At 72.7% G+C, this 20,855-nt stretch carries 23 protein-coding genes; 16 read left to right on the top strand and 7 right to left on the bottom strand.

The features are described 5' to 3' along the window. Positions 1-11: 11 nt before the first annotated feature. The 3 genes from MF672_RS17240 to MF672_RS17230 all read left to right on the top strand — a co-directional run bounded on the left by MF672_RS17240 (position 12) and on the right by MF672_RS17230 (position 5,898). Entirely contained in the window at positions 12-3,266 is a 3,255-nt protein-coding gene (locus MF672_RS17240; RefSeq protein WP_302893225.1) for an efflux RND transporter permease subunit, read from the top strand. An 89-nt stretch (positions 3,267-3,355) separates the two neighbouring features. Further along, the gene (gene purB, locus MF672_RS17235) at positions 3,356-4,786 is read left to right on the top strand and encodes an adenylosuccinate lyase (protein ID WP_242376027.1); all 1,431 of its coding nucleotides are present in this window, start codon (positions 3,356-3,358) and stop codon (positions 4,784-4,786) included. A gap of 77 nt (positions 4,787-4,863) precedes the next feature. Next, positions 4,864-5,898, top strand: coding sequence for a DUF4037 domain-containing protein (locus MF672_RS17230; protein WP_242376026.1), 1,035 nt, complete (start codon positions 4,864-4,866; stop codon positions 5,896-5,898). 27 nt (positions 5,899-5,925) lie between these two features. Here the strand turns inward: MF672_RS17230 and MF672_RS17225 are convergent, their stop codons facing one another. Genes MF672_RS17225 through MF672_RS17215 form a run of 3 tightly spaced genes read right to left on the bottom strand, consistent with a single transcriptional unit; the run spans position 5,926 to position 7,862 of the window. After that, entirely contained in the window at positions 5,926-6,717 is a 792-nt protein-coding gene (locus MF672_RS17225) for an SRPBCC domain-containing protein (RefSeq protein WP_242376024.1), read from the bottom strand. Next, positions 6,714-7,061, bottom strand: coding sequence for an ArsR/SmtB family transcription factor (locus MF672_RS17220; protein WP_242376023.1), 348 nt, complete (start codon positions 7,059-7,061; stop codon positions 6,714-6,716). The genes MF672_RS17225 and MF672_RS17220 overlap by 4 nt, the downstream gene beginning before the upstream one ends. A gap of 45 nt (positions 7,062-7,106) precedes the next feature. Further along, a complete protein-coding gene (locus MF672_RS17215; protein ID WP_242376021.1) occupies positions 7,107-7,862 on the bottom strand; it encodes a MerR family transcriptional regulator in 756 nt (251 codons plus the stop codon). Positions 7,863-8,024: 162 nt separating this feature from the next. On the opposite strand from MF672_RS17215, the gene MF672_RS17210 reads away from it, so the two are divergent. From MF672_RS17210 to MF672_RS17200, 3 genes are all read left to right on the top strand, one after another. Continuing rightward, the gene (locus MF672_RS17210) at positions 8,025-8,234 is read left to right on the top strand and encodes a DUF5999 family protein (RefSeq protein WP_242376020.1); all 210 of its coding nucleotides are present in this window, start codon (positions 8,025-8,027) and stop codon (positions 8,232-8,234) included. 17 nt (positions 8,235-8,251) lie between these two features. Then, positions 8,252-8,779, top strand: coding sequence for an ATP-binding protein (locus tag MF672_RS17205; protein ID WP_242376019.1), 528 nt, complete (start codon positions 8,252-8,254; stop codon positions 8,777-8,779). A gap of 72 nt (positions 8,780-8,851) precedes the next feature. Continuing rightward, on the top strand, positions 8,852-11,206 hold the full coding sequence (locus MF672_RS17200) for an ATP-binding protein (protein ID WP_407654729.1): 2,355 nt from the start codon (positions 8,852-8,854) through the stop codon (positions 11,204-11,206). Positions 11,207-11,235: 29 nt separating this feature from the next. On the opposite strand, the gene MF672_RS17185 is transcribed toward MF672_RS17200, so the two are convergent. After that, a complete protein-coding gene (locus MF672_RS17185; RefSeq protein ID WP_242376018.1) occupies positions 11,236-11,664 on the bottom strand; it encodes a hypothetical protein in 429 nt (142 codons plus the stop codon). 155 nt (positions 11,665-11,819) lie between these two features. On the opposite strand from MF672_RS17185, the gene MF672_RS17180 reads away from it, so the two are divergent. From MF672_RS17180 to MF672_RS17170, 3 genes are all read left to right on the top strand, one after another. Then, positions 11,820-12,071, top strand: coding sequence for a helix-turn-helix domain-containing protein (locus MF672_RS17180; protein ID WP_242376016.1), 252 nt, complete (start codon positions 11,820-11,822; stop codon positions 12,069-12,071). Positions 12,072-12,117: 46 nt separating this feature from the next. Then, positions 12,118-12,261 carry a hypothetical protein gene (locus tag MF672_RS17175; RefSeq protein WP_242376014.1) on the top strand — a complete coding sequence of 48 codons (144 nt, stop codon included), beginning with the start codon at positions 12,118-12,120 and terminating at the stop codon, positions 12,259-12,261. A gap of 200 nt (positions 12,262-12,461) precedes the next feature. Next, positions 12,462-13,157: an L-2-amino-thiazoline-4-carboxylic acid hydrolase gene (locus MF672_RS17170; protein ID WP_242376013.1), complete on the top strand. Its 696-nt coding sequence runs from the start codon at positions 12,462-12,464 to the stop codon at positions 13,155-13,157. A 23-nt stretch (positions 13,158-13,180) separates the two neighbouring features. Here MF672_RS17170 and MF672_RS17165 read toward each other — a convergent pair whose 3' ends face one another. Further along, a complete protein-coding gene (locus MF672_RS17165; RefSeq protein ID WP_242376012.1) occupies positions 13,181-13,861 on the bottom strand; it encodes a GbsR/MarR family transcriptional regulator in 681 nt (226 codons plus the stop codon). A gap of 146 nt (positions 13,862-14,007) precedes the next feature. Between MF672_RS17165 and MF672_RS17160 the strand changes: the two genes are divergently transcribed. Then, entirely contained in the window at positions 14,008-15,039 is a 1,032-nt protein-coding gene (locus tag MF672_RS17160) for an ATP-binding cassette domain-containing protein (protein WP_242376011.1), read from the top strand. Continuing rightward, positions 15,036-15,794 (top strand): ABC transporter permease, encoded by a 759-nt coding sequence (locus tag MF672_RS17155; RefSeq protein ID WP_242376010.1) that lies wholly within the window; start codon positions 15,036-15,038, stop codon positions 15,792-15,794. The genes MF672_RS17160 and MF672_RS17155 overlap by 4 nt, the downstream gene beginning before the upstream one ends. Before the next feature lie 23 nt (positions 15,795-15,817). On the opposite strand, the gene MF672_RS17150 is transcribed toward MF672_RS17155, so the two are convergent. Together MF672_RS17150 and MF672_RS17145 are read right to left on the bottom strand one after the other, a co-directional pair. Beyond that, positions 15,818-16,645, bottom strand: a complete 828-nt coding sequence (locus MF672_RS17150) for a hypothetical protein (RefSeq protein WP_242376009.1) — start codon at positions 16,643-16,645, stop codon at positions 15,818-15,820. A gap of 60 nt (positions 16,646-16,705) precedes the next feature. Then, complete coding sequence (locus tag MF672_RS17145; protein ID WP_242376008.1) at positions 16,706-17,659, bottom strand: radical SAM protein; 954 nt, start codon at positions 17,657-17,659, stop codon at positions 16,706-16,708. 120 nt (positions 17,660-17,779) lie between these two features. On the opposite strand from MF672_RS17145, the gene MF672_RS17140 reads away from it, so the two are divergent. The 5 genes from MF672_RS17140 (at position 17,780) to MF672_RS17120 (ending at position 20,539) form a co-directional block, all read left to right on the top strand. Next, on the top strand, positions 17,780-18,106 hold the full coding sequence (locus MF672_RS17140; protein WP_242376006.1) for a DMT family transporter: 327 nt from the start codon (positions 17,780-17,782) through the stop codon (positions 18,104-18,106). Continuing rightward, positions 18,103-18,666, top strand: coding sequence for a TetR/AcrR family transcriptional regulator (locus MF672_RS17135; protein ID WP_242376004.1), 564 nt, complete (start codon positions 18,103-18,105; stop codon positions 18,664-18,666). The genes MF672_RS17140 and MF672_RS17135 overlap by 4 nt, the downstream gene beginning before the upstream one ends. A gap of 20 nt (positions 18,667-18,686) precedes the next feature. After that, positions 18,687-18,842 carry a hypothetical protein gene (locus MF672_RS17130; protein WP_242376003.1) on the top strand — a complete coding sequence of 52 codons (156 nt, stop codon included), beginning with the start codon at positions 18,687-18,689 and terminating at the stop codon, positions 18,840-18,842. Continuing rightward, positions 18,839-19,531, top strand: coding sequence for a DUF952 domain-containing protein (locus MF672_RS17125; RefSeq protein WP_242376002.1), 693 nt, complete (start codon positions 18,839-18,841; stop codon positions 19,529-19,531). The genes MF672_RS17130 and MF672_RS17125 overlap by 4 nt, the downstream gene beginning before the upstream one ends. A gap of 753 nt (positions 19,532-20,284) precedes the next feature. Further along, a complete protein-coding gene (locus MF672_RS17120; RefSeq protein WP_242376001.1) occupies positions 20,285-20,539 on the top strand; it encodes a hypothetical protein in 255 nt (84 codons plus the stop codon). Positions 20,540-20,855 lie beyond the last annotated feature (316 nt).

Genomic DNA, 20,855 nt, shown 5'->3' with positions numbered 1-20,855 from the left:
GAGGGGAGCCTATGACCGCTTTCGCCAGATTGAGCTTGGTCAACCGCACACTTGTGATCTTGATCGCGGTCGTGCTCAGCGCGTTCGGCGCGTTCACGATCCCGCAGCTGAAGCAGCAGTTGCTGCCGTCGTTGTCGTTCCCGGGCGCGTTCGTGATCGCGCCGTACCCGGGCGCGTCGCCGGAGATCGTGGAGGAACAGGTCACCAAGCCGATCGAGGACTCCTTCCAGGGGCTCGAGGGGATGGAGGAGCTGACCTCCACCTCGCGGGAGGGCATGTCGCAGGTTCAGGTGGCCTTCGAGTACGGCACGGACGTCGAGGCGTCGCTGAACAAGATGCAGCAGGCGCTGAACCGGGTGACGCTGCCGGAGGGCGTGGACCCGACGGTGGCGGCGGGCAACACCGATGACATCCCGGTGCTGGTGCTGGCGGTCGGCGACGGCGGTGACCAGCGGGCGATGGCCGACAAGCTGAACCGCCTGGTGGTGCCGGAGCTGCAGGGCGTGGAGGGCGTGCGGGAGGCGACGGTCACCGGCGTGCGCGACGAGGTCGTCACCATCGAGCCGGACGCCAAGAAGATGGCGCTGGCGGGCGTGTCGCCCGCGCAGATCCCCGAGGCGCTGAAGGCCAACGGCACGCCCATCCCGGCGGGCACGCTGACCGACGACGGCAAGACGCTGACGGTGCAGGTGGGCACCCGGGTCGACTCGATCGAGAAGCTGAAGGACCTCTACCTCACCCCGGCCCAGCCGCAGCAGCCTCAGCAGCCGCAGCAGTCCCAGCCGCAGGCCCGCACCCCGCAGTCCCAGACAGCCCAGGCCCAGGCCCAGGCCCAGGGGCAGGCGCAGGCGCGTCAGAGCGCCGTCCCCCAGCAGCCGCGCGCGCTGAAGCCGGTGAAGCTGGGCGACGTGGCGACGATCACGCGCGGCCTGGCCGAGGCGACGACGATCACCCGCACCAACGGCCGTTCCAGCCTCGGCGTGTCGGTGACGATGACGCCCGACGGCAACGCGGTGGCGATCTCGCACGACATCGCCGACCTGCTGCCCGAGCTGACCAAGTCGCTGGGCGACGGCTCGGACACGGCGGTGTCGGTGGTGTTCGACCAGGCGCCGTACGTGGAGAGGTCGATCGAGAGCCTGACCACCGAGGGCCTGCTGGGCCTGGTGTTCGCGGTGCTGGTCATCCTGGTGTTCCTGCTGTCGGTGCGTTCGACGCTGGTGACGGCGGTGTCGATCCCGCTGTCGGTGGTGATCGCGCTGATCGTGTTGTGGGCGGGCGACTACTCGCTCAACATGCTGACGCTGGGCGCGCTGACGATCGCGGTCGGCCGGGTCGTGGACGACTCGATCGTGGTGCTGGAGAACATCAAGCGGCATCTCGGCTACGGCGAGGCCAAGCTGCAGGCGATCCTGGCGGCGGTGCGCGAGGTGTCGGGCGCGGTGACGGCCTCGACGCTGACCACGGTGGCGGTGTTCGCGCCGATCGCGGTGGTGGGCGGCATGGTGGGCGAGCTGTTCAGCCCGTTCGCGATCACGGTGACGGTGGCGCTGCTGGCTTCGCTGGTGGTGTCGCTGACGGTGGTGCCGGTGCTGGCGTACTGGTTCCTGAAGGCGCCGCAGCTGTCGCCGGAGGAGACGCGCAAGCTGCGTGAGGAGGCCGAGGCCAAGGAGCTGCGCTCGCCGCTGCAGCGGGCCTACCTGCCGGTGCTGCGCTTCGCCACGCGGTTCAAGCTGGTGACGGTGCTGATCGGCGTGGCGGTGTTCGTCGCGACGATGGGCGTGGCCGGCGGGTTGCAGACGAACTTCCTGGACTCCTCCGGGCAGAACACGGTCTCGTTGTCGCAGCGCATGCCGGTGGGCACCGACCTGGCCACCACCGACCGGGCGGCCAAGAAGGTCGAGCAGGTGCTGGCCGACGCCGACCAGGTCGAGATGTACCAGGTCAACGTGGGCGGCGGCGGCGCGCTCGGCGGCGGGTTCGGCGGGGGCGGCGGCTCGGACCGGGCCTCGTACTCGGTGACGCTGAAGGACGGCGCCGACACCCCGGCGGTGGAGCAGCGGCTGCGCGACGAGATCGGCAAGCTGTCGGGCGTGGGCGAGGTGACGGTCGGCGCGGCCGGCGGCGGCGGGTTCAACGCCGACAGCATCAGCGTCATCGTGCGCGGCCCCGACCTGGAGACGCTGCGCGGCGCCTCCGATCAGGTGGTCAAGGCGATGGGCGAGGTGCCGGGGCTGCGTGACGTCTCCTCCAACATGGAGGCCTCCGCGCCGCGGGTCGAGGTCGTGGTGGACCGGGAGAAGGCGGCCGCGCGCGGCCTGTCGGAGGCGCAGATCGGGCAGTCGGTGGCGCAGGCGTTCCGCGGCGCGCCGCTCGGCCAGGCGACGCTGGACGGCCGCAGCAGCGACCTGGTGCTGCGCGGCGCCGACGCGCCCGAGGACGTCAAGGCGGTGGAGGACCTGAAGCTGGCGACCGCGGCCGGCCTGGTCAAGCTGTCGTCGGTGGCTGACGTCAAGCGGGTGGCGGGCCCGACGCAGGTGACGCGGATCGACGGCGAGCGTTCGGCGACGGTGACGGCCAAGGCCGTCGACGCCGGCAACCTGGGCGCGGTGTCGCAGGACCTGCAGAAGAAGCTGGACGCCCTGCAGCTGCCGGCCGCGGCGAAGTACGAGCTGGGCGGCGCGTCGGCGGACCAGGCGGACGCCTTCTCCGACCTCGGGATGGCGATGCTGGCCGCGATCGCGATCGTGTTCCTGATCATGGTGGCGACGTTCCGCAGCTTCGTGCAGCCGCTGATCCTGCTGGTGTCGATCCCGTTCGCGGCGACGGGCGCGATCGGGCTGCTGGTGGCGACGGGGACGGCGATGGGCGTGCCGGCGCTGATCGGCATGCTGATGCTGATCGGCATCGTGGTGACCAACGCGATCGTGCTCATCGACCTGATCAACCAGTACCGCGAGCAGGGCATGAGCGTGGTGGACGCGGTCATCGAGGGCGGCCGGCGCCGGCTGCGGCCGATCCTGATGACGGCGGTGGCGACGATCTGCGCGCTGACGCCGATGGCGCTGGGCGTGACCGGGTCGGGCGGGTTCATCTCGCAGCCGCTGGCGATCGTGGTGATCGGCGGGCTGATCTCCTCGACGCTGCTGACACTGGTGCTGGTGCCGACGCTGTACACGATGGTCGAGCGGGCCAAGGAGCGGATGCGGCGCAAGCCGGCCGCGCCGGCCAGGCACGAGAAGGTGCTGGAGCCCACCACGTCCTGACCTGCCGATGGGCCGGTGCGGGCCCCGCTTCGCGGCGTGCCGCGGGGCGGGGCCCGCTGGGCTCCGGGCGGTGCCTACACTTGTCGAACGTGACTTCCAAGCCGCGCATCCCCAACGTCCTGGCCGCCCGCTACGCCTCGCCCGAGCTGACCCGGCTGTGGTCGCCCGAGTACAAGATCGTCGCTGAGCGGCGGTTGTGGCTGGCGGTGCTGCGGGCGCAGGCCGAGCTGGGCATCGCGGTGCCCGAGGGCGCGGTCGCCGACTACGAGAAGGTGGTCGAGCAGGTCGACCTCGACTCGATCGCGGCCCGTGAGCGGGTGACGCGCCACGACGTCAAGGCGCGCATCGAGGAGTTCAACGCGCTGGCCGGGCACGAGCAGGTGCACAAGGGCATGACCTCGCGCGACCTGACCGAGAACGTCGAGCAGCTGCAGATCCGCGACAGCCTGCTGCTGGTGCGCGAGCGGGTGGTGGCGCTGCTGTCGCGGCTGGCGCGGCTGGCCGCCGAGCACGCGGCCACGGTGATGGCGGGCCGCTCGCACAACGTCGCGGCGCAGGCCACGACGCTGGGCAAACGGTTCGCCAGCGCGGCCGACGAGCTGCTGACCGGCTACGGCCGGCTGGAGGAGCTGATCGCCCGCTACCCGCTGCGCGGCGTCAAGGGCCCGGTGGGCACCGCCCAGGACATGCTGGACCTGCTGGGCGGCGACCGGGCCAAGCTGGCCGAGCTGGAGGGGCGGGTGGCGGCGCACCTGGGGTTCGCGCACCGGTTCACCAGCGTCGGGCAGGTCTATCCGCGCTCGCTCGACTTCGAGGTGGTCACGGCGCTGGTGCAGCTCGCCGCGGCGCCGTCGTCGCTGGCCAAGACGATCCGGCTGATGGCGGGCCACGAACTGGTGACGGAGGGGTTCGCCGAGGGCCAGGTGGGCTCCTCGGCGATGCCGCACAAGATGAACACCCGTTCCTGCGAGCGGGTCAACGGCCTGGCGGTGGTGCTGCGCGGCTACGCCTCGATGGCGGGGGAGCTGGCGGGCGACCAGTGGAACGAGGGCGACGTGTCGTGCTCGGTGGTGCGGCGGGTGGCGCTGCCGGACGCGTTCTTCGCCTTCGACGGGCTGGTGGAGACGATGCTGACGGTGCTGGACGAGTTCGGCGCGTTCCCCGCGGTGATCGCGGCCGAGCTGGACCGCTACCTGCCGTTCCTGGCCACGACGAAGATGCTGATGGCGGCGGTGCGGGCCGGGGTGGGCCGGGAGCAGGCGCATGAGCTGATCAAGGAGCACGCGGTGGCGGCGGCGCTGGCGATGCGTTCGCGGGGCGCGGGCAACGAGCTGCTGGAGCTGCTGGGCGGCGACGAGCGGTTCCCGCTGGACCGGGCGGGGCTGGAGGCGTTGCTGGCCGACCGGGTGTCGTTCACCGGGGCGGCGGCCGATCAGGTGGAGGCGGTCGTGCGGCGGGTGGAGGAGGTCGTGGCGGCGCGTCCGGAGGCGGCGGCGTACCGGCCGGGCGCGATCCTGTGACCCGCTGAGCCTCGCCCCCCGGCGCTGGGGAAAACCGGGTGTGGTTCGCCTGGCGCTCGTGCACAGTTGAGCGCGTGATGTGCGATTTCGTACCGGGTATCGAGTTGTCGCGGGCGTTCTACCACGAGGTGGTGGCGCCGTTGCTGCCGCGGGTGGTGCACAGCGCCGCGCTGGTGGGGCCGGGTTCTGAGGTGCTGGAGTTCGACACGGCCCGCTCGGCCGACCACGACTGGGGGCCGCGGGTGCTGCTGTTCGTGGCCGGTGAGCAGGTGGCCGAGGTGGAGGCGCGGGTGCTGGCGGGGCTGCCGGACCGGTTCCGGGGTCTTGCGACGGTGTTCTCCTATCACGGCCGGGTGGGGGCCGGGGTGCGGGTGTGCGAGCCGGGCGGGTGGCTGCGCGAGCAGCTCGGCTTCGACCCGCGGGCCGGGATGTCGCTGCTGGACTGGTTGTCGGTGCCGTGGCAGCGGCTGGCGGAGGTGACGCAGGGCGAGGTGTTCCACGACGGGCTGGGCGCGCTGGAGGCGGCGCGGGCGGCGTTGCGCTGGTATCCGCAGGACGTGTGGCGTTACGTGCTGGCCTGTCAGTGGCGGCGGATCGCGCAGGAGGAGCCGTTCCTGGGGCGGTGCGGCGAGGTGGGTGACGAGCTGGGGTCGGCGGTGGTGGGGGCGCGGCTGGCGCGTGAGGTGATGCGGCTGGCGTTGTTGCTGCGCCGGCGTTACCCGCCGTACGGCAAGTGGCTGGGCAGCGCGCTGGCGCGGCTGCCGGGGTCGGCGGAGCTGGGGGAGTGCCTGCGCGCGGCGGTGGCGGCGCGGTCGTGGCGGGAGCGGGAGGAGGGCCTGTCGGGCGCGTACGGGCGGGTGGCGGCGCTGCAGAACCGGGTGGGGCTGGCCGAGCGGCTGGACGAGGGGGTGCGGGGGTTTCATGACCGGCCGTTCCGGGTGATCGGCGGGGACCGGTTCGCCGAGGCGCTGATGGCGTCGGTGTCGGATCCGGTGATCCGGGGGCTGCCGGTGGCGGGGTGCGTGGATCAGTTGTCGGACTCGACGGAGGTGCTGGTGGCGGCGGGGCGGGCCCGGGCGTTGACGGCGGCCGCCCTGGGCCTCACCGCCTGATTGATCTACTTTGTAAAGCTGCTGGCTTTATTTGCCACCATTCAGCAGCTCAACAGCCAAAGCGACGACGCGGGAGCGCCAGGCGGGCAGGGCTGAGGGGTCGCCGGTGTGGGTGACGATCAGGCGGGCGCCGTGGCCGGTGCCCTCGGCCAGCTCCCACCGGACCCCGCCGCCCGGGGTGTCGTACTCCAGGAGTTTGCCGGTCTCGGCGCGGGTGACGGGGCCGGCCGGGACGCCGGGGACGGTGAAGGGGGCGGGCGGGGGCTGGCCGACGGTGGCGTGGTCGCCGTCGAGGTGGTGCCAGACGTGGTCGGCGGGGCGGGTGAGCTGGCGTTCGAGGCGCAGGGTGTCGCCGTCGCGGGTGGCGGGGTCGAGGCCGAGGATGTGGATGTAGTCCTCGTGCAGGCGGGCCATGCTGGGGGGCGGGTTGTGGGGGCGCTGGTCGAGGTGGTGGAGCAGGGCGATGAGGCAGGTGTGCCAGCCGGCGGTGAAGCTGGCGGCGCCGTGGTGGTCGGTGAAGGTGTGGGTGAGGGTGAGGAGGGTGCCGCCGTTGTCGTCGGGCTGGAGTTCCCAGCGCAGGTGGTCTTCGCCCCAGGTGTGGGCGTACAGGCGGGGCGGGTCGTTGTGGGTGATGCGGCCGTCGGGGCCGAAGCCGTAGGTGATGCGGTCGCCGTCGAGGGTGACGTCGGCGGGGAACCAGGCGGTGAGGTGCTGGGGCTGGGTGATGGCGCGCCAGACTTTCTCGGGCGGGTGGGGGAGGCGGCGTTGCATGCGCAGGGTGGTGCGGCCGTCGGGGTGGCGGGTGAGGTTCTCGTTCATCGCGGCTGCTCCTGCTCCTGCTCCTGCTCGGGCTCGGTGGGCTGGTCGGGCATGGTGTCGAGGTGGGCTTCGAGGCGGTCGAGGCTGTGGGTCCACAGGGCGCGGTAGGGGGTGAGCCAGGCGTCGATCTCGGCGAGGGGGGCGGGGGTGAGTTCGTAGAAGCGGCGCTGGGCGTCCTTGCGGACGGTGACGAGGCCGGCTTGGCGCAGGGCGCGCAGGTGTTTGCTGGTGCCGGGCTGGGTGAGGCCGAGGTGCTGGGTGAGTTCGGTGACGTTGCGGGGGCGTTGGAGGAGGAGGTCGAGGATGTGGCGGCGGGCGGGTTCGGCGAGGACGTCGAAGGGCATGCCCGTGAATATACCCGACGGGTTATATGCCTTCAAGTGCATGTACTAGTGGCGGCGGGCGTTGGCCTCGATGGCGGCGCTGAGGTAGGCGGCCAGGCCCGGCACGGTGGCGTCGATGGCGGCGGTGAAGCGGGCGTCGGTGACGTACAGGCGGGCCAGGCACAGGTGCATGGCGTGGTCGCAGGCGTAGAACCAGCGCTCGATGTGGCCGCGGTGGCGTTCGGCGAGGTCCACGGCGTGCTCGCCGTCGGCGGGCAGGCCGGCTTTGAGCGCCTCGGCCAGGCCGGTGGCGATGGCCTCGGCCTCGGCCTTGAGCTCCAGCCAGTCGGCTTTGGTGTAGGAGGCGAGGCGGCGGCGGCTCTCGGCGTAGCGGGGGTCGGCTCCCCAGCGGCGCTCGACCTCCTCCTGGTGGTCCTCGGGGCGGAAGTCGCCGAAGACCTCGAAGCGTTCCTCGGGGGTGAGGGCGACGCCGTTGGTGCGGGCGGCGATGGCGTGCTCGACGGCGGTGATGACCTGGCCGAGGTGGCGGGCGCGGGAGGTGAGCAGGGCGTGCTGGCGGCGCAGGTGGGTGAGCTCGTCGGTGTGGGGCTCGTCGAGGATGACGGCGATCTCCTCCAGGGGGAAGTCCAGCTCGCGGTAGAGGAGGATCTGCTGCAGGCGGACGAGGTCGGCGTCGGTGTAGCGGCGGTAGCCGGCGCGGGTGCGCTCGGTGGGGTGGAGCAGGCCGATCTCGTCGTAGTGGTGCAGGGTGCGGACGGTGACGCGGGCCAGGCGGGCGACCTGTCCAACCGAGAAGCTCATGTTCTCCACGATGCAACCTGACGTGGCGTGAGGGTCAATCTCTTTGACGTACGTAGGTAGCCGTATGGGGGTTTCTCACCTCTTGTTGGGGCGGGGTGTGCGGGCATGGTGGTGGTGTGACCCGCGTTGGGCGGGAAGTGTGAGGATCGGGGGGTCTTCATCATGTGCCAGCACCAGCCTCCGTGCCCGCCGGCCGGTTCGGCCGCCCGCGAGGCCGCCCGTCTGGTGGCCTACCACCCGGAGCAGGGGTGGGGCCTGCTGTGCAACGGGGTGGTCTGTTTCGACGACGCCGGTGAGCTGCTGCCCGACGGCACCGAACCGCGGCCCGGCGGCAAGGCGCCGGTGGGCGCGGGCGGCGGGCGGTTGCCGTGAGCGCGGCGGTTCTCACGGTGAGGCCCGTCGTGCCGTCCGTGCCGTCCGTGCCGCCGGGGTGGCCGTCGTGGACGTTTCCCGCCGTGGCGGTGTCGGTGCCGCGTGCCCGGCGGGCGGTGCGCGGCCTGCTGCGGTCCTGGGGGGTGCCGGGGGACGTCGGTGAGGTGGCGGAGCTGCTGGTCAGCGAGCTGGTCACGAACGCGGTGCGGCACGCCCGCCGCCCCTCGCCGGCACAGGCACCGGTGACGCTGTCGGTTTCGGCGGGGAAGGGCCGGGTGCGGTTCGCGGTGTCGGACGCCGATCCCCGGCCGCCGTGCCCGCGCCGGGCCAACGCGCAGGACGAGGGCTCGCGCGGCCTGGAGCTGGTGGACTCGCTGGCCGCGGCGTGGGGGTGCGAGACCACCGGAGAGGCCGGGGGCGGCAAGGTGGTGTGGTTCGAGCTGGCGGCGCGCGGGTCATGCGACGTTCATGCGGGCACCCGTGCCAGGCAAAAACTTCCTGTGGGTTTTTGGCGTGAACTGCCCTGGATAAGGGGCCGGACATAACCTGGGGGCGACGGCGGGGCGGCCGCGTACGGAACGGGCGCCGGCCTCGCCACCCGGAGCGCCATGACAACGGTGACGACCAGCAGCCCGGGCGGGCGGCTCGACGGCCTGCCCGCCGAGACGACCAGCTTCGTGGGGCGTCGGCAGGAGGTGGCCGAGGTCAGGTCGCTGCTGTCCGCGTCCAGGGCGGTGACGCTGACCGGGGTGGGCGGGGTCGGCAAGACCCGGCTGGCGTTGCGGGTCGGCCGTGAGGTGCGGCGAGCCTTCCGGGACGGGGTGTGGCTGGTGGAGCTGGCCGCGCTGGAGACGCCCGGCCTGCTGGCCCGGGTCGTGGCCGAGGCGCTGCGGCTGCACGAGGCGGGCGGGACGCCGCCGCTGCGGCAGCTGGCCGAGTACCTGCGCGACCGGCAGTGCCTGATCATCCTGGACAACTGCGAGCAGCTGGCGGCCGAGTGCGCGGAGCTGGCCGAGGCGCTGCTGCGGGCCGCGCCCGGGCTGCGGATCCTGGCCACCAGCCGGCACGTGCTGGGGTTTCCCGGCGAGTGCGCGGTGCCGGTCCTGCCGCTGCCGGCGCCCGGCGGCGCCGAGGACGCGGCTGAGGGCGCGGGCGAGGGCGCGGGCGAGGGGTTCGACGAGGCCGACGCGGTGCGGTTGTTCGCCGAGCGGGCCCGCTCGGTGGTGCCGGGCTTCGCCGTCACCGACGCCAACCGCGAGGTGGTGGCGGCGGTCATCGCCCGCCTGGACGGGCTGCCGCTGGGCATCGAGCTGGCCGCGGCGCGGCTGCGGGCCCTGTCGCCGCGGCAGTTGCTGGACCGGCTGGACGGCGGCCTGCGGGTGCTGGACAGCCGCGCTGCGGGGGTGGCGCCCCGGCACCGGACGTTGCGCAACCTGATCGAGTGGAGTCACGCCCTATGTTCGGAGGAGGAACGGCTGCTATGGCATCGCGCCTCGGTGTTCGCCGGAAGCCTGGACCTGCAGGCGGCCGAGTCGGTCTGCTGCGGGACCGTGATCGGCCGCGAGGACGTCCTCGACCTGGTGATCGGCCTGGTGGACAAGTCCGTGCTGATTCGCGAGGACCACGCGGACGGCGTCCGCTACCGGATGCTGGAGACGCTGCGCCAGTACGGGCTGGAGCGGCTGCGCGAGCGCGGCGAGGAGCCGGAGCTGCGCGAGCGGCATCGCGGTTATTACCGCGAGCTGGCGGCCCGGTTCCGTGCGGGGGCGTTCGGGCCCGATCAGGTGGCCTGGTCGGCGCGGCTGCAGCGGGAACACGCCAACCTGCGCGCCGCCCTGCACGGCTGCTTCGCCGTGCCGGGCGGTGCGGCGGACGGCCTGAGCATGGCCACGGATCTGCTGTATCACTGGATCACCGGTTATTACCCGGGTGAGGGGCGCGAGTGGCTGCGGCGGGGGCTGGCGGCCGGCGGCGTCCCTGAACGGGTGCGGGGGCGGGCGTTGTGGGCGGCGGCCTGGCTGGCGCTCATCCAGGCCGACGTGCCGGGCGCGGCCGCGCTGCTGGGGCGCTGCCGGGCGGTGGGTGAGCGGCTGGGCGAGGTGTCGCTGTGCGCGTACGCGGACCTGTTCACGGGGATGATCGCGATGTGGGAGGGGCGGCCGGATGAGGCGGCCGCCTGCTACGAGCGGGCGCGGCAGGGGCACCGGCGGGCGGGGGACGCGACGGGGCTGGCGCTGTCGCTGGTGCGGCTGACGTTGGCCTGGTCGTTCCTGGGGCGGGCGCGGGAGGCGGTGGAGGCCGCCGAGGAGTGCCTGCGGGTGTGCGAGGAGCATGAGGAGGGCTGGCATCGCGCCTACGCCGAGACGGCGCTGGGGGTGGAGCTGTGGCGGCAGGGCGAGCTGGGGCGGGCGGGTGAGCTGGGCCGGCGCGGCCTGGACTTCACCCGCCGGCTGGGCGACCGGCCGGGGGTGGGGCTGACGGTGGAGCTGCTGGCGTGGACGGCGGCGTCGGCGGGACGGTTCCGGCGGGCGGCGCGGCTGCTGGGCGTGCTGGATGGCGTGTGGAGCGCGGTGGGGGCGCCGCTGTCGGGGTTCGGGCACCTGGCCGGGTATCACGAGGGGTGCGAGCGGGTGACGCGTGAGGCGCTGGGGGAGGCGGGTTTCCTGGCCGAGCGGCGGCGGGGGGCGCGGCTGCCGTACGGGGAGGCGCTGGCGTACGCGCTGGAGGAGCCGCAGGGGGAGCCGCAGGGGGAGGAGCGGAGTGCGGCTTGCGCTTCGCCGTTGACGCGGCGGGAGCTGGAGATCGCGCGGCTGGTGGCGCGGGGGCTGACGAACAAGGAGATCGCGGCGTCGCTGGTGATCGCGCAGCGGACGGCCGAGGGGCATGTCGAGCGCATCTTGACGAAGCTGGGGTTCGTCTCGCGGGCGCAGATCGCCGGCTGGGTGGGGGAGCGCGGCCGCACCGGCGAGTGAGCCGGTCAGGCGGGCAGTCAGGCGGGCAGTCAGGCGGGCAGTTCGCACCAGGTGGCCGGGCCTGTGGCGCCCCAGCAGCAGGCCAGCCGGTCCAGCAGGGGCGCGTCGGGGGTGGCGGGGCGCGGTCCGTCGTGCTCGGCCTCCAGGCGCAGCAGCCCGTCCTCCTCGGTGACGGTGAGCCGCACGGCTCCGGCGCCGGTGGCGAGGGCGGCGGCGACGAGCTGCGCGGCCAGCAGCCGGGCGGCGCTTGCGGGGGCGGGGCTTGCGGGGGTGGTGCCTGTGTCGGGAGTGCGCAGGCGCCAGGCGCGCAGCCGGGCCTCGGTGAGGCGGGCGGCGGTGAGCGCGGCGGTGGGGCGGGCGGCCAGCGTCCAGCAGGCGGTGCGTTCGGGGCCGTAGGGGCGGACGGCCGGGCGGGACGTCCACGGCAGCGTCGGCGGGGCCGGGCAGGTGGTCTCCATGGCGGTTGTCTCCTTCGGCGGTCGGGCGTACCCGTCCAGCGTGCGCGGAGCCGGCCTCGCCGGGGTACGGGGACAATCCCCATTCCGGTACGTAGACCACGAACGAAGGCGATAACAATACCGGTATTTGTATCGCACGGTATAGAGTGGGCCGCATGGTGCGACCTCCGCTGACTCCCGAAGAGCGGCTCCGCGGCGAGCAGCTCGGCACGATGATCCGCCAGGCCCGAGGCGAGCGCAGCATCGTCGAGGTCGCCGCCGCGGCCGGCATGTCCGCCGAGACCCTGCGCAAGATCGAGACCGGCCGCATCGCGACGCCCGCCTTCTTCACCATCGCCGCGCTGGCCGACGTCCTCGGCATCTCCCTCGACCGGCTCGCCACCCGCACCACCCCCGCCCCCACCTGACCCCCGGGTATAAGTGCAGGTCAACGGCCTTGTTACCGTCGGTGACATGACGACGGGGGAGCGCCGCCCACCTGCACCGCCGGCTCCGCGGCCTGGCCTGTGGCGCCGGATCCTGATCATCGCCGCCCTCGCCGCGGTCATCCTGGCCGCCGCCGCCCTGGGCGCGGCCTCGTTCCTGCTCATCAGCTGAGCGGCGCTCGCTGGACGTGATCGCCGGCGGCGTGCCAGACTGGCGGCGACAACATCAGCCCATGCTTGTCAGCGCCTGGTCGGTCGGTGGAGTGCGCTGGCGTGCTCGCTCGCCGCGAGCACGACCGGTCGCGCCCCCACCCGGGATCGACGGCGGGATCACGGTCGTGTACGCGCCGAGCCGTACACGAAAGGACCTTCATGTCCACCGACCCGTTCGGGCTCGCCGAAGGCGACTACGTCCCCGACCCCGATCGCGACACGACGCTGCTTCTCGACGCGTTCTACGACCACCTCGCCGCGACCCTGCTCCGGCACGCCCTGCCCGGCGACCCCATCGACGCCATGATCGCCGCCATGCGGGCCCGCCAGGGCGAGCTCGAAGCGGCCGGCCGGCACCTCGTCGTCGATGAGCCCGCCCGCCACAACCTGCGCATGACCCTGGCCCTGGTGGCCGCCTACGAGCTCCTGCGGCCCGGGCTGGGCCGGGAGCAAGCCGTCGCCGCCGTGCGCGCCGCCTTCATCGAACCGCTCGCCGACACCATGAAGGCGGGCACCCGCGCGATGCTGGACAACGCGCCGGACGCCTTCCGGGCCATGGTGGAGCTGTGCAGGTCGCGCGAGGAGCACGCGTTCGGCAAGGCGTTCGTCTTCGCCCGGCCCGCCGACGACGACAGCCGCTACCACCTCGACGTGCGCCGGTGCTTCTACCACGACGTCCTGGTCGCCCACGCGGCGCCGGAGCTGACCCCGATCATGTGCGCGTTCGACGCGAACTGGATCGAGGCCATCTCGCCCGGCAGGCACGGCTTCCGCTTCGAGCGCCGCACCACCATCGGGACCGGCGGCACCCATTGCCCCTTCCACTTCAGCCGCACCCGGGAAACGGGCGGCTGAGGCCCCCGTAGCCGCCCGTCCGCTCACGACAGCAGGTCGCGCCAGCGCTCGGCCGAGGCCAGGGCGTCGAGGCTGATCCGCTCCAGGAACGCCCCGCACCTGGCCAGGCGACGCCCGACGGGCGTGTCGTGGCCGAGCGCCTGCCCCGTCGCCTTGGTGATCTCGGCCGCCGCGAGCGTGCGCTGCGAGCTGAGGACGGTCGAGTGGTACCAGGCGTCGTCGTCGACGACGTAGATGTCGCGCCGCCGCTGCGGGTCACGTTCGCGCCTGATCAGGCCCTGCTGGGCCAGGTAGCCCACGGCCATGGAGATCGAGGCGGGACTGACCTGCAGCCCGCGCGCCAGCTCGGCCGCGGTGAGCCTGCCGTCCTGGCTCAGCCACAGGCCGATGAGCACGCGCGCCATCATCTTCGGCAGGCCCAGCCCGATCGCCATCTCGACGGCCTCTTCCTCGGCGTCGGCGACCTTGCGGTCCTGGGGCCGGGCCTTAAGCGGACGTCCGGGGGCGCGCCGGGCCCGCAGCGTCGCCGCGCGGTGCGCCCGCTCGGGGCGGTAGTCGCCGGGGCCGCCGTTGCGGCCGACCTCGCGGCTGATCGTGGAGGTCGGGCGGTTCAGCCGTCTGGCGATCTCGGCGTAGGAGCGGCCTTCGGCGAGGCCGGTGGCGATGCGGTGGCGGTCCTGCAGGGTCAGCCTTCCTTCTGCCATGACGCCACTATTGCGTTCGGCGCCACACAACGCAACGTTTCATTGCGTTCGGCTTCAGCGTCAACGCATCAATTTCGCGGCTCTGAGCTGGGCTTCTAGTGATCGTCTGATTGACGGAAATTCTGAAAGCAACGTAGCTTTCAAACATGACGAACGCGTACTATCGCGGCCAGCGGGAGGCGGACGGGGCCCGGCCCTTCGTCTCGGTGACGGGACTGCGCAAGTCCTACGGCGCCCACCGCGTCCTGGACGGCATCGACCTCGCCATCGGGCAGGGCACCGTCTTCTCGCTGCTCGGCCCCAACGGCGCGGGCAAGACCACCACCGTGCAGATCCTGTCCACCCTCATCAAGCCCGACGCGGGCGACATCCGGGTCGCCGGGCACGACCTGGCCAGGCAACCCGACCAGGTGCGCGCCGCGATCGGCGTCACCGGCCAGTTCTCCGCGGTCGACGGACTGCTCACCGGCGAGGAGAACCTGCGCCTCATGGCCGACCTGCTCCACCTCGGCCGCGCCGCGGCCCGCACCCGCGTCCGGGAGCTGCTGGACCGCTTCGACCTCACCGCCGCCGCCCGCAGACCCGCCGTCACCTACTCCGGCGGCATGCGCCGCCGCCTCGACCTCGCCATGACCATGGTCGGCACACCCCGGCTCATCTTCCTCGACGAACCGACCACGGGCCTGGACCCGCGCAGCCGCCGCACCATGTGGCAGATCGTCCGCGACCTCGTCCGGCAGGACGGCGTCACCATCTTCCTCACCACCCAGTACCTGGAGGAGGCCGACGAGCTCGCCGACCGCATCGCCCTGCTCAGCCAGGGCCGCCTGGTGGCCGAAGGCACCCCCGAACAGCTCAAGCGCATGGTGCCCGGCGGGCACATCGTCGTGCGCTTCGCCGACCCCGACGGATACCGCAGGGCCGCCGGCCACCTCGGCGCCACCTCCGCCGACGACGCCGCACTCACCCTCCAGATCCCCGACCCCGGCGGCGTCAGGACGCTGCGCCGGCTCCTGGAGTGGCTGGACACCCACGCCATCGACGTCGCCGAGCTGTCCACCCACACCCCCGACCTGGACGACGTCTTCCTCACCCTGACCCAGGAACACCCGACCCAGGAACACCCAACCCAGGAACACCCCGCCCAGGGACCCATCACGCAGGAGCCCACCCGATGAGAGCGATCACCGACTCGGCGACGATGCTGCGCCGCCAGGTCAAGCACATCTGGCGCTACCCCACGCTGATCCTCACCTTCACCGCCGTGCCCGTGGTGTTCCTGTTGCTGTTCGTCTACGTCCTCGGCGGCACCATGGGCGCGGGACTCGGCGCCGACCGCGCCGCCTACGCCGGATACCTCACCCCCGGCATCATGATCACCACGATCGTCGGGGCCGCGCAGGGCACCGCGATCTCGGTGGCGACCGACATGACCGAAGGCATCATCGCCCGGTTCAAGACCATGGCCATCGCCCGCGTCTCGGTGCTCACCGGACACGTCCTCGGCGCCATGGTGCAGACGTTCCTCGCCATCGCCATGGTGACCGCCGTGGCGCTGCTCATCGGGTTCCGCCCGTCCGCCTCGGCGCTGGACTGGCTCGGCGTGGCCGGCGTGCTGGCCATGTTCACCTTCGCCATCACCTGGCTGTCGGTCGCCCTCGCCCTGGTCACCCGGAACGTCGCCACCGCCAGCAACCTGCCGATGCCGCTGATGCTGCTGCCCTTCCTCGGCAGCGGCTTCGTCCCGACCGAGTCGATGCCGGCCGGGCTGCGCTGGTTCGCCGAGCACCAGCCGGCCACCCCCGCCATCGACACGCTGCGCGCCCTGCTGACCGGACAGCCGGCCGGGACCGGCTTCCTGGAGGTGGCCGCGTGGAGCGGGGCCATCGCCCTCACCGGCTACCTGTGGGCGCGCAGGCTCTACAACCGGTGACCCGCTGGCGCGGGCGGCCGGGGTCAGGCGTAACCGGCCGCCCGCGCCAGCGGGGAGGCATCACCCGGTGACAGCGGCCGCGACAGGAACACCGGCGCCTGCGACATGAACCGCGGCTCCCGCCCCAGATGCTCCTGCGCCGCGTGCACCGTGAACGGATGCACCACGTACACGTCCCCGGGAGAGCCGGTCGCCAGCGCCACCGGCCGCTCCCGCCCCACGTCGTCGAACAGCGGGCCCATCTCCATGACGTCGCGCACCCGCTCGTCCAGCAGCCGCGCCATGTCGCGCTGCGAACCGGCCCGGATGCGCGTCGGCGCGTCCTGCGGCCCGACCTGCGACAGCAGCACCAGCAGCAGCAACGTGTGCGGGCGGCCGCTCACCCCGAACGTGCCGTCCGGACGCGGGGTGTTGGCGTCGATGTGCCAGCCCCGGTCCTGCGCCGGCGGCACCTGCGGGAAACGCACCGGGATGTTGCCCAGGCTCCCGAGCGGCACCCAGCCCCGCACGCCCGGCCCGGCACCCGGCTCCAGGTCGGGCCCCGGATCGGACGCCGCATCGGACGCCGCATCGGACGCGGGGGCGGGGGCGGCGCCCGTCACCGCGTCCAGTGCCGCCCGCAGCCGCGCGCTGCGCACGATCTGCCCGAAAGGCCCCTCGCCGGTGAAGTCCGCCGTCCACACCACCGGCTGCGTCCAGCCCGCCGGGTCGTCCGGCGACAACCCCATCCGCTGCCACAGCAGCGCCCGCGCCGCGTCGCCCACCTCGCGCGGCACGACCGCCTCGACCTTGGCGAACCCGTCGGCCACGAACGCCTCGACATCGATCACATCAGCGCTGATCCCGTTCATGGCCGGTGACGCTAGCAGCGCCCGCCCGCAGGTCTCGACCCTATTTCCGCGGGGGAGCGGTCACACCAGGGCGAGCTGCGCCACCCGCGGCTCGCGCTGGCGCGGCTCACCCGGCCCGAACGCCATCCCGTACACCTGGCACAACTGCGCGATCTGCCCCGTGATGCGCCGCTCGTAGTCCGGCGACGGCAGCCCCGCCCGGTCGTACAGCTCCTCGTAACGCGCCACCAGCTGCGGATGCGCCCCTTGCAGCCACTGCAGGTACCACTGCCGGGTGCCCGGCGGCAGCCGCAGCACCACCGGCTCCACCGCCCGCGCCCCCGCGCCCGCGATCCGCCGCACCGTCGCCCCCAGCTGGTCGGCCGCGTCGCTCAGCAGCGGCAGCACCGGCGCCATCAGCACCCGGCACTCCACCCCGGCCTCGGCCAGCGCCGAGACCAGCTCCAGCCGCGCCTGCGCGGTCGGCGCCCCCGGCTCCACCGCGCGCCGGATCCGCTCGTCGACGAACGCGATCGACACCGCCACCCGCGCGCCCGCCTGCGCCAGCAGCGCCGCGTCGCGCACCACCAGCGCCGCCTTGGTGTAGACGGTGAACGGCACGCCCGCCTCGGCCAGCGCCCCGATCACGCCCGGCATCAGCCGGTAGGTCTCCTCGGCCGTCTGGTAGCAGTCGCCGCTGACGCCCACCGCCAGCTCCTCGCCGCCCCAGCGCGCCAGGTCGGCCCGCAGCCGCGCCACCGCGTTCGGCTTGACCACGATCCGCGTGTCGAAATCACGGCCCGCGTCGAGCCCCAGCCGCCGATGCCCGGCCCGCGCCCCGCACCCCAGGCAGGCGTGCGCGCAGCCCCGGTAAGGGGAGACGGCCCACTGCTGGGCGATGCCCGCCGCCGCCGGAACCCGCTCGATCATCGTCCGGGCCTGCGTCTCGTAGAAGCCGTCGCGCACCACCGCGCGCCGCTCGATCAGCGGTCGCTCATCGGCGGCGTCAACCAGCGCAAGCGCGTCCCAACCCACACCCTCCAGTGGAACACGTATTCGACTGAGTTTTCAAGCAGTTCCCGCACACCCGGGGGAGCGGACCCCCGCGCTAAACTGGGACACCCGTACCACTTCACCCCATAAGGGACCCGCACCATGGCCTGGCTCCTGCTCGCCCTCGCCATCGCCTCCGAAATCCTCGCCACCAGCGCACTCAAACTCAGCAACGGCTTCACCCACCCCGGCTGGACCGCCGTCGTCGCCGCCGGCTACCTCACCTCCTTCACCCTCCTGGCCCAGGCACTCAAACTCCAGCTCGACATGGGCACCGCCTACGCCGTCTGGTCCGGCGCGGGCACCGCCGCCATCGCCCTCATCGGCGCCGCCTTCATGGGGGAGACCCTCACCCCACTCAAGATCGCCGGTATCCTGCTCATCATCGGCGGCGTCGTCGTCCTCAACCTCGCCGGAAGCGCCCATTGAAACCCCCGCCACGCGCCCAGCCCGCCGCACAGGCCCGCTCCCGCCGCCGCCGCGCCACCCTCCTGACCGCCGCCGTCGACCTGCTCGCCGACGGCGGATTCGCCGCCGTCACCCACCGCGCCGTCGCCCAGCGCGCCCACCTCCCGCTCGCCGCCACCACCTACTACTTCGCCTCCCGCGACCAGCTCCTGGCCGAAGCCTTCGCCCAGCTCGTCGAGACCGAACTCGCCACCACCGCCGCCTGGATCACCGAACACGGCCTCACCGGCCTGCCCGGCCACCTCGCCGCCGCCGACCGCCACCGCCAGCTCGGCCTGTGGGAGCTGTACGTCCACGCCGGCCGCGACCCCGTCCTGCAACAGATCGCCCGCCGCTGGACCGACGGCTGCGTCCGCCTCATCGCCCAGGCCCTCCACCTGCCCGACACCGACCCCCGCGCCCGCCTGCTCTACACCACCGTCTCCACCCTCTGGCTCGAGCTCATCGTCGAGCAACGCCCCCCGGACCAGGCCCGCACCCTGCTCGCCCACGCCGTCGAAAACGCATTGCGACCCCCCTGACCCCTCCCTACACTGCCCCCGTGCCCCACCCCGACCCCACAACCGCCCCCACGACCGACACAGGCCCGGCAACCGGCGCGGGCCCCGCCCTCGTCGACAACGAACACGTCAAAGGCGAATGGACCAGCGAAGCCGTCTACACCATCCTCGAAACCGAACGGACCGACGGCCGATGACCCAGCACATCCACCACCTCGCCCTGGCCGCCGACTGGCACGAGGCGGCCACAGCGGGGGAGTACCGCATCTCCACCCTCGGCCGCACCCTCGACGACGAAGGCTTCATCCACTGCAGCCGCGACCTCGACCAGCTCCGCGAGGTCCACGACCGCTACTACGCCCACGTCACCGAACCCCTGCTCGTCCTCGACATCGACCCCGCCGGGCTCGACATCCGCACCGAGAACGGCTACCCCCACCTGTACGGGCCCCTGCCGCTGACCGCCGTCACCGCCGTCCACCCCTACACCGCGAACGGGGGAGCGGCCACCACGGACACCCGCACGGCCGCGCAACGCTTCGCCGACACCTGGCAGCACGCCTGGACCCACCACGACGTCGACGCCATCGCCGCCCTCTACCACGACGACGCCGTCCACACCAGCATGCCCTTCCGCCCCCCGCACCGGGGCAGAAAAGCCATCGCCGACTACGTCACCTGGTCCTTCACCGGCGAGAGCGACCCCCACGTCACCTTCGCCGCGCCCCTCGTCGACGGAGACAGGGCCGCCATCGAATTCCGCGTCCACGCCCTCGACAACGGCCGGCCCGTCACCCTCGCGGGCTGCGTCTTCGCCCGCTTCGACACCAGCGGCCTCGCCGTGGAGACCCGCGACTACTGGCACACCGCCGACGGCCACCAATGATCAACCGTCCCGGGGGAGCACCCACCCCCGGCCGTCAGGCCGCAACAGCGCCTGAAGCCCTAACGGACCACCCGCAACGACGCCCCGCCCGGACGCCCACCGGACACCACCGGCGACGGCACGACCGGCGGCATCACCGGCGCCGCCTCAGCAACCGGCACCGGCTGCCCCTGAACCTGCTGCCCCTGGATCTGGGGGACGTGGCCCGGCTCGGGGCGCGCCATCTGCCGCGTCTGCTCCGAAGCCTCGGCACGCCGCTCGGCGCACCCACCCCCGCAGTACCCGTTCGTCACGATCAGCCGCCCCCGCAGCGTCGTGTACGCCTCCTTACCCGAAGCGGGCAGAACGCCCTGACACACCGGGCATAAAACCGATTGGCTCCCCACGTGCTGCTCCTCTCGCGGCGCGAATAGCAGGAGCTCCACCCTAAAGCCACCCGGCCGCCGGGGGACAGTGAATCAACACAACGTCAAACCCGGCGTCAATGCCCGGATAGCACCCACCAGGGGACCGGACAAACCACTCCGGATACGGCGAAACCCCCGTTCACCGCCCTGATCGCCATCCGCCGGCCCGCCTCCAGGCGGCGGCCGGAGAGCGGGCCGGGGCGTGCGAAAAATCTTCACAACAGCCCCGGCAGTCCCACCCTCACGCCTGGGGGAGCCCCCGATCCGCTCTACTTGACATAATGTTCATTATCGAGCAAACACGCATGTGCCGAATAAAGCCACCCGAACCGGGAAGACGCCCCCCATGTACCCCCTGGAGATCACGACCCCGGGCCTCATCGCGCTCACGGCCGTCATCACCGCCGCCGCCATATGGTTCATCATCGGCGCCGTACGCCTGACCCAGCGGCCGCGCAACCGGCTCAACCCGAGCATCGACCTCGTCGACCAGGCCCGCGAACTCAAGGCCCTCGGCCAGATCCAGGAAGCCGTCTTCCTGGTACGCGGCGAGACCGGCATGAGCCAGCGCGCCGCCGCCCGATTCGTCAACCGTCTCTGAACCACCCTCTCGGCGGATGAGAGGTTTGTCCGGCCCGCTCCCCGGTCACACTGGGTAATGCCGACAAGTAATGCGATACCGAACAGAATGTGGGTTCTGTTTGGTATCGCGCATAAATAGGACAAATCGGGCCGGGTGGCGTCTGTCGTGCGCCCTCGCGCCGGCTCGGACGCGATCGTGTGCGGCCATGGCGTGCAGCTCCCGCGCCGGCCGTCCGGATGCGACGTCCCGCGCTGGGCTGAGACGTCCCCGGCTGCGCTGACGTGCGGGTTCTTGTCCGGGCGCGGTGCCTCTCCCCTCCCCTGGCGGTCCGGGC

The organism is Actinomadura luzonensis (assembly GCF_022664455.2).
Lineage (GTDB): Bacteria > Actinomycetota > Actinomycetes > Streptosporangiales > Streptosporangiaceae > Nonomuraea > Nonomuraea luzonensis.
This window is presented reverse-complemented; position numbering and strand designations above follow the sequence as displayed.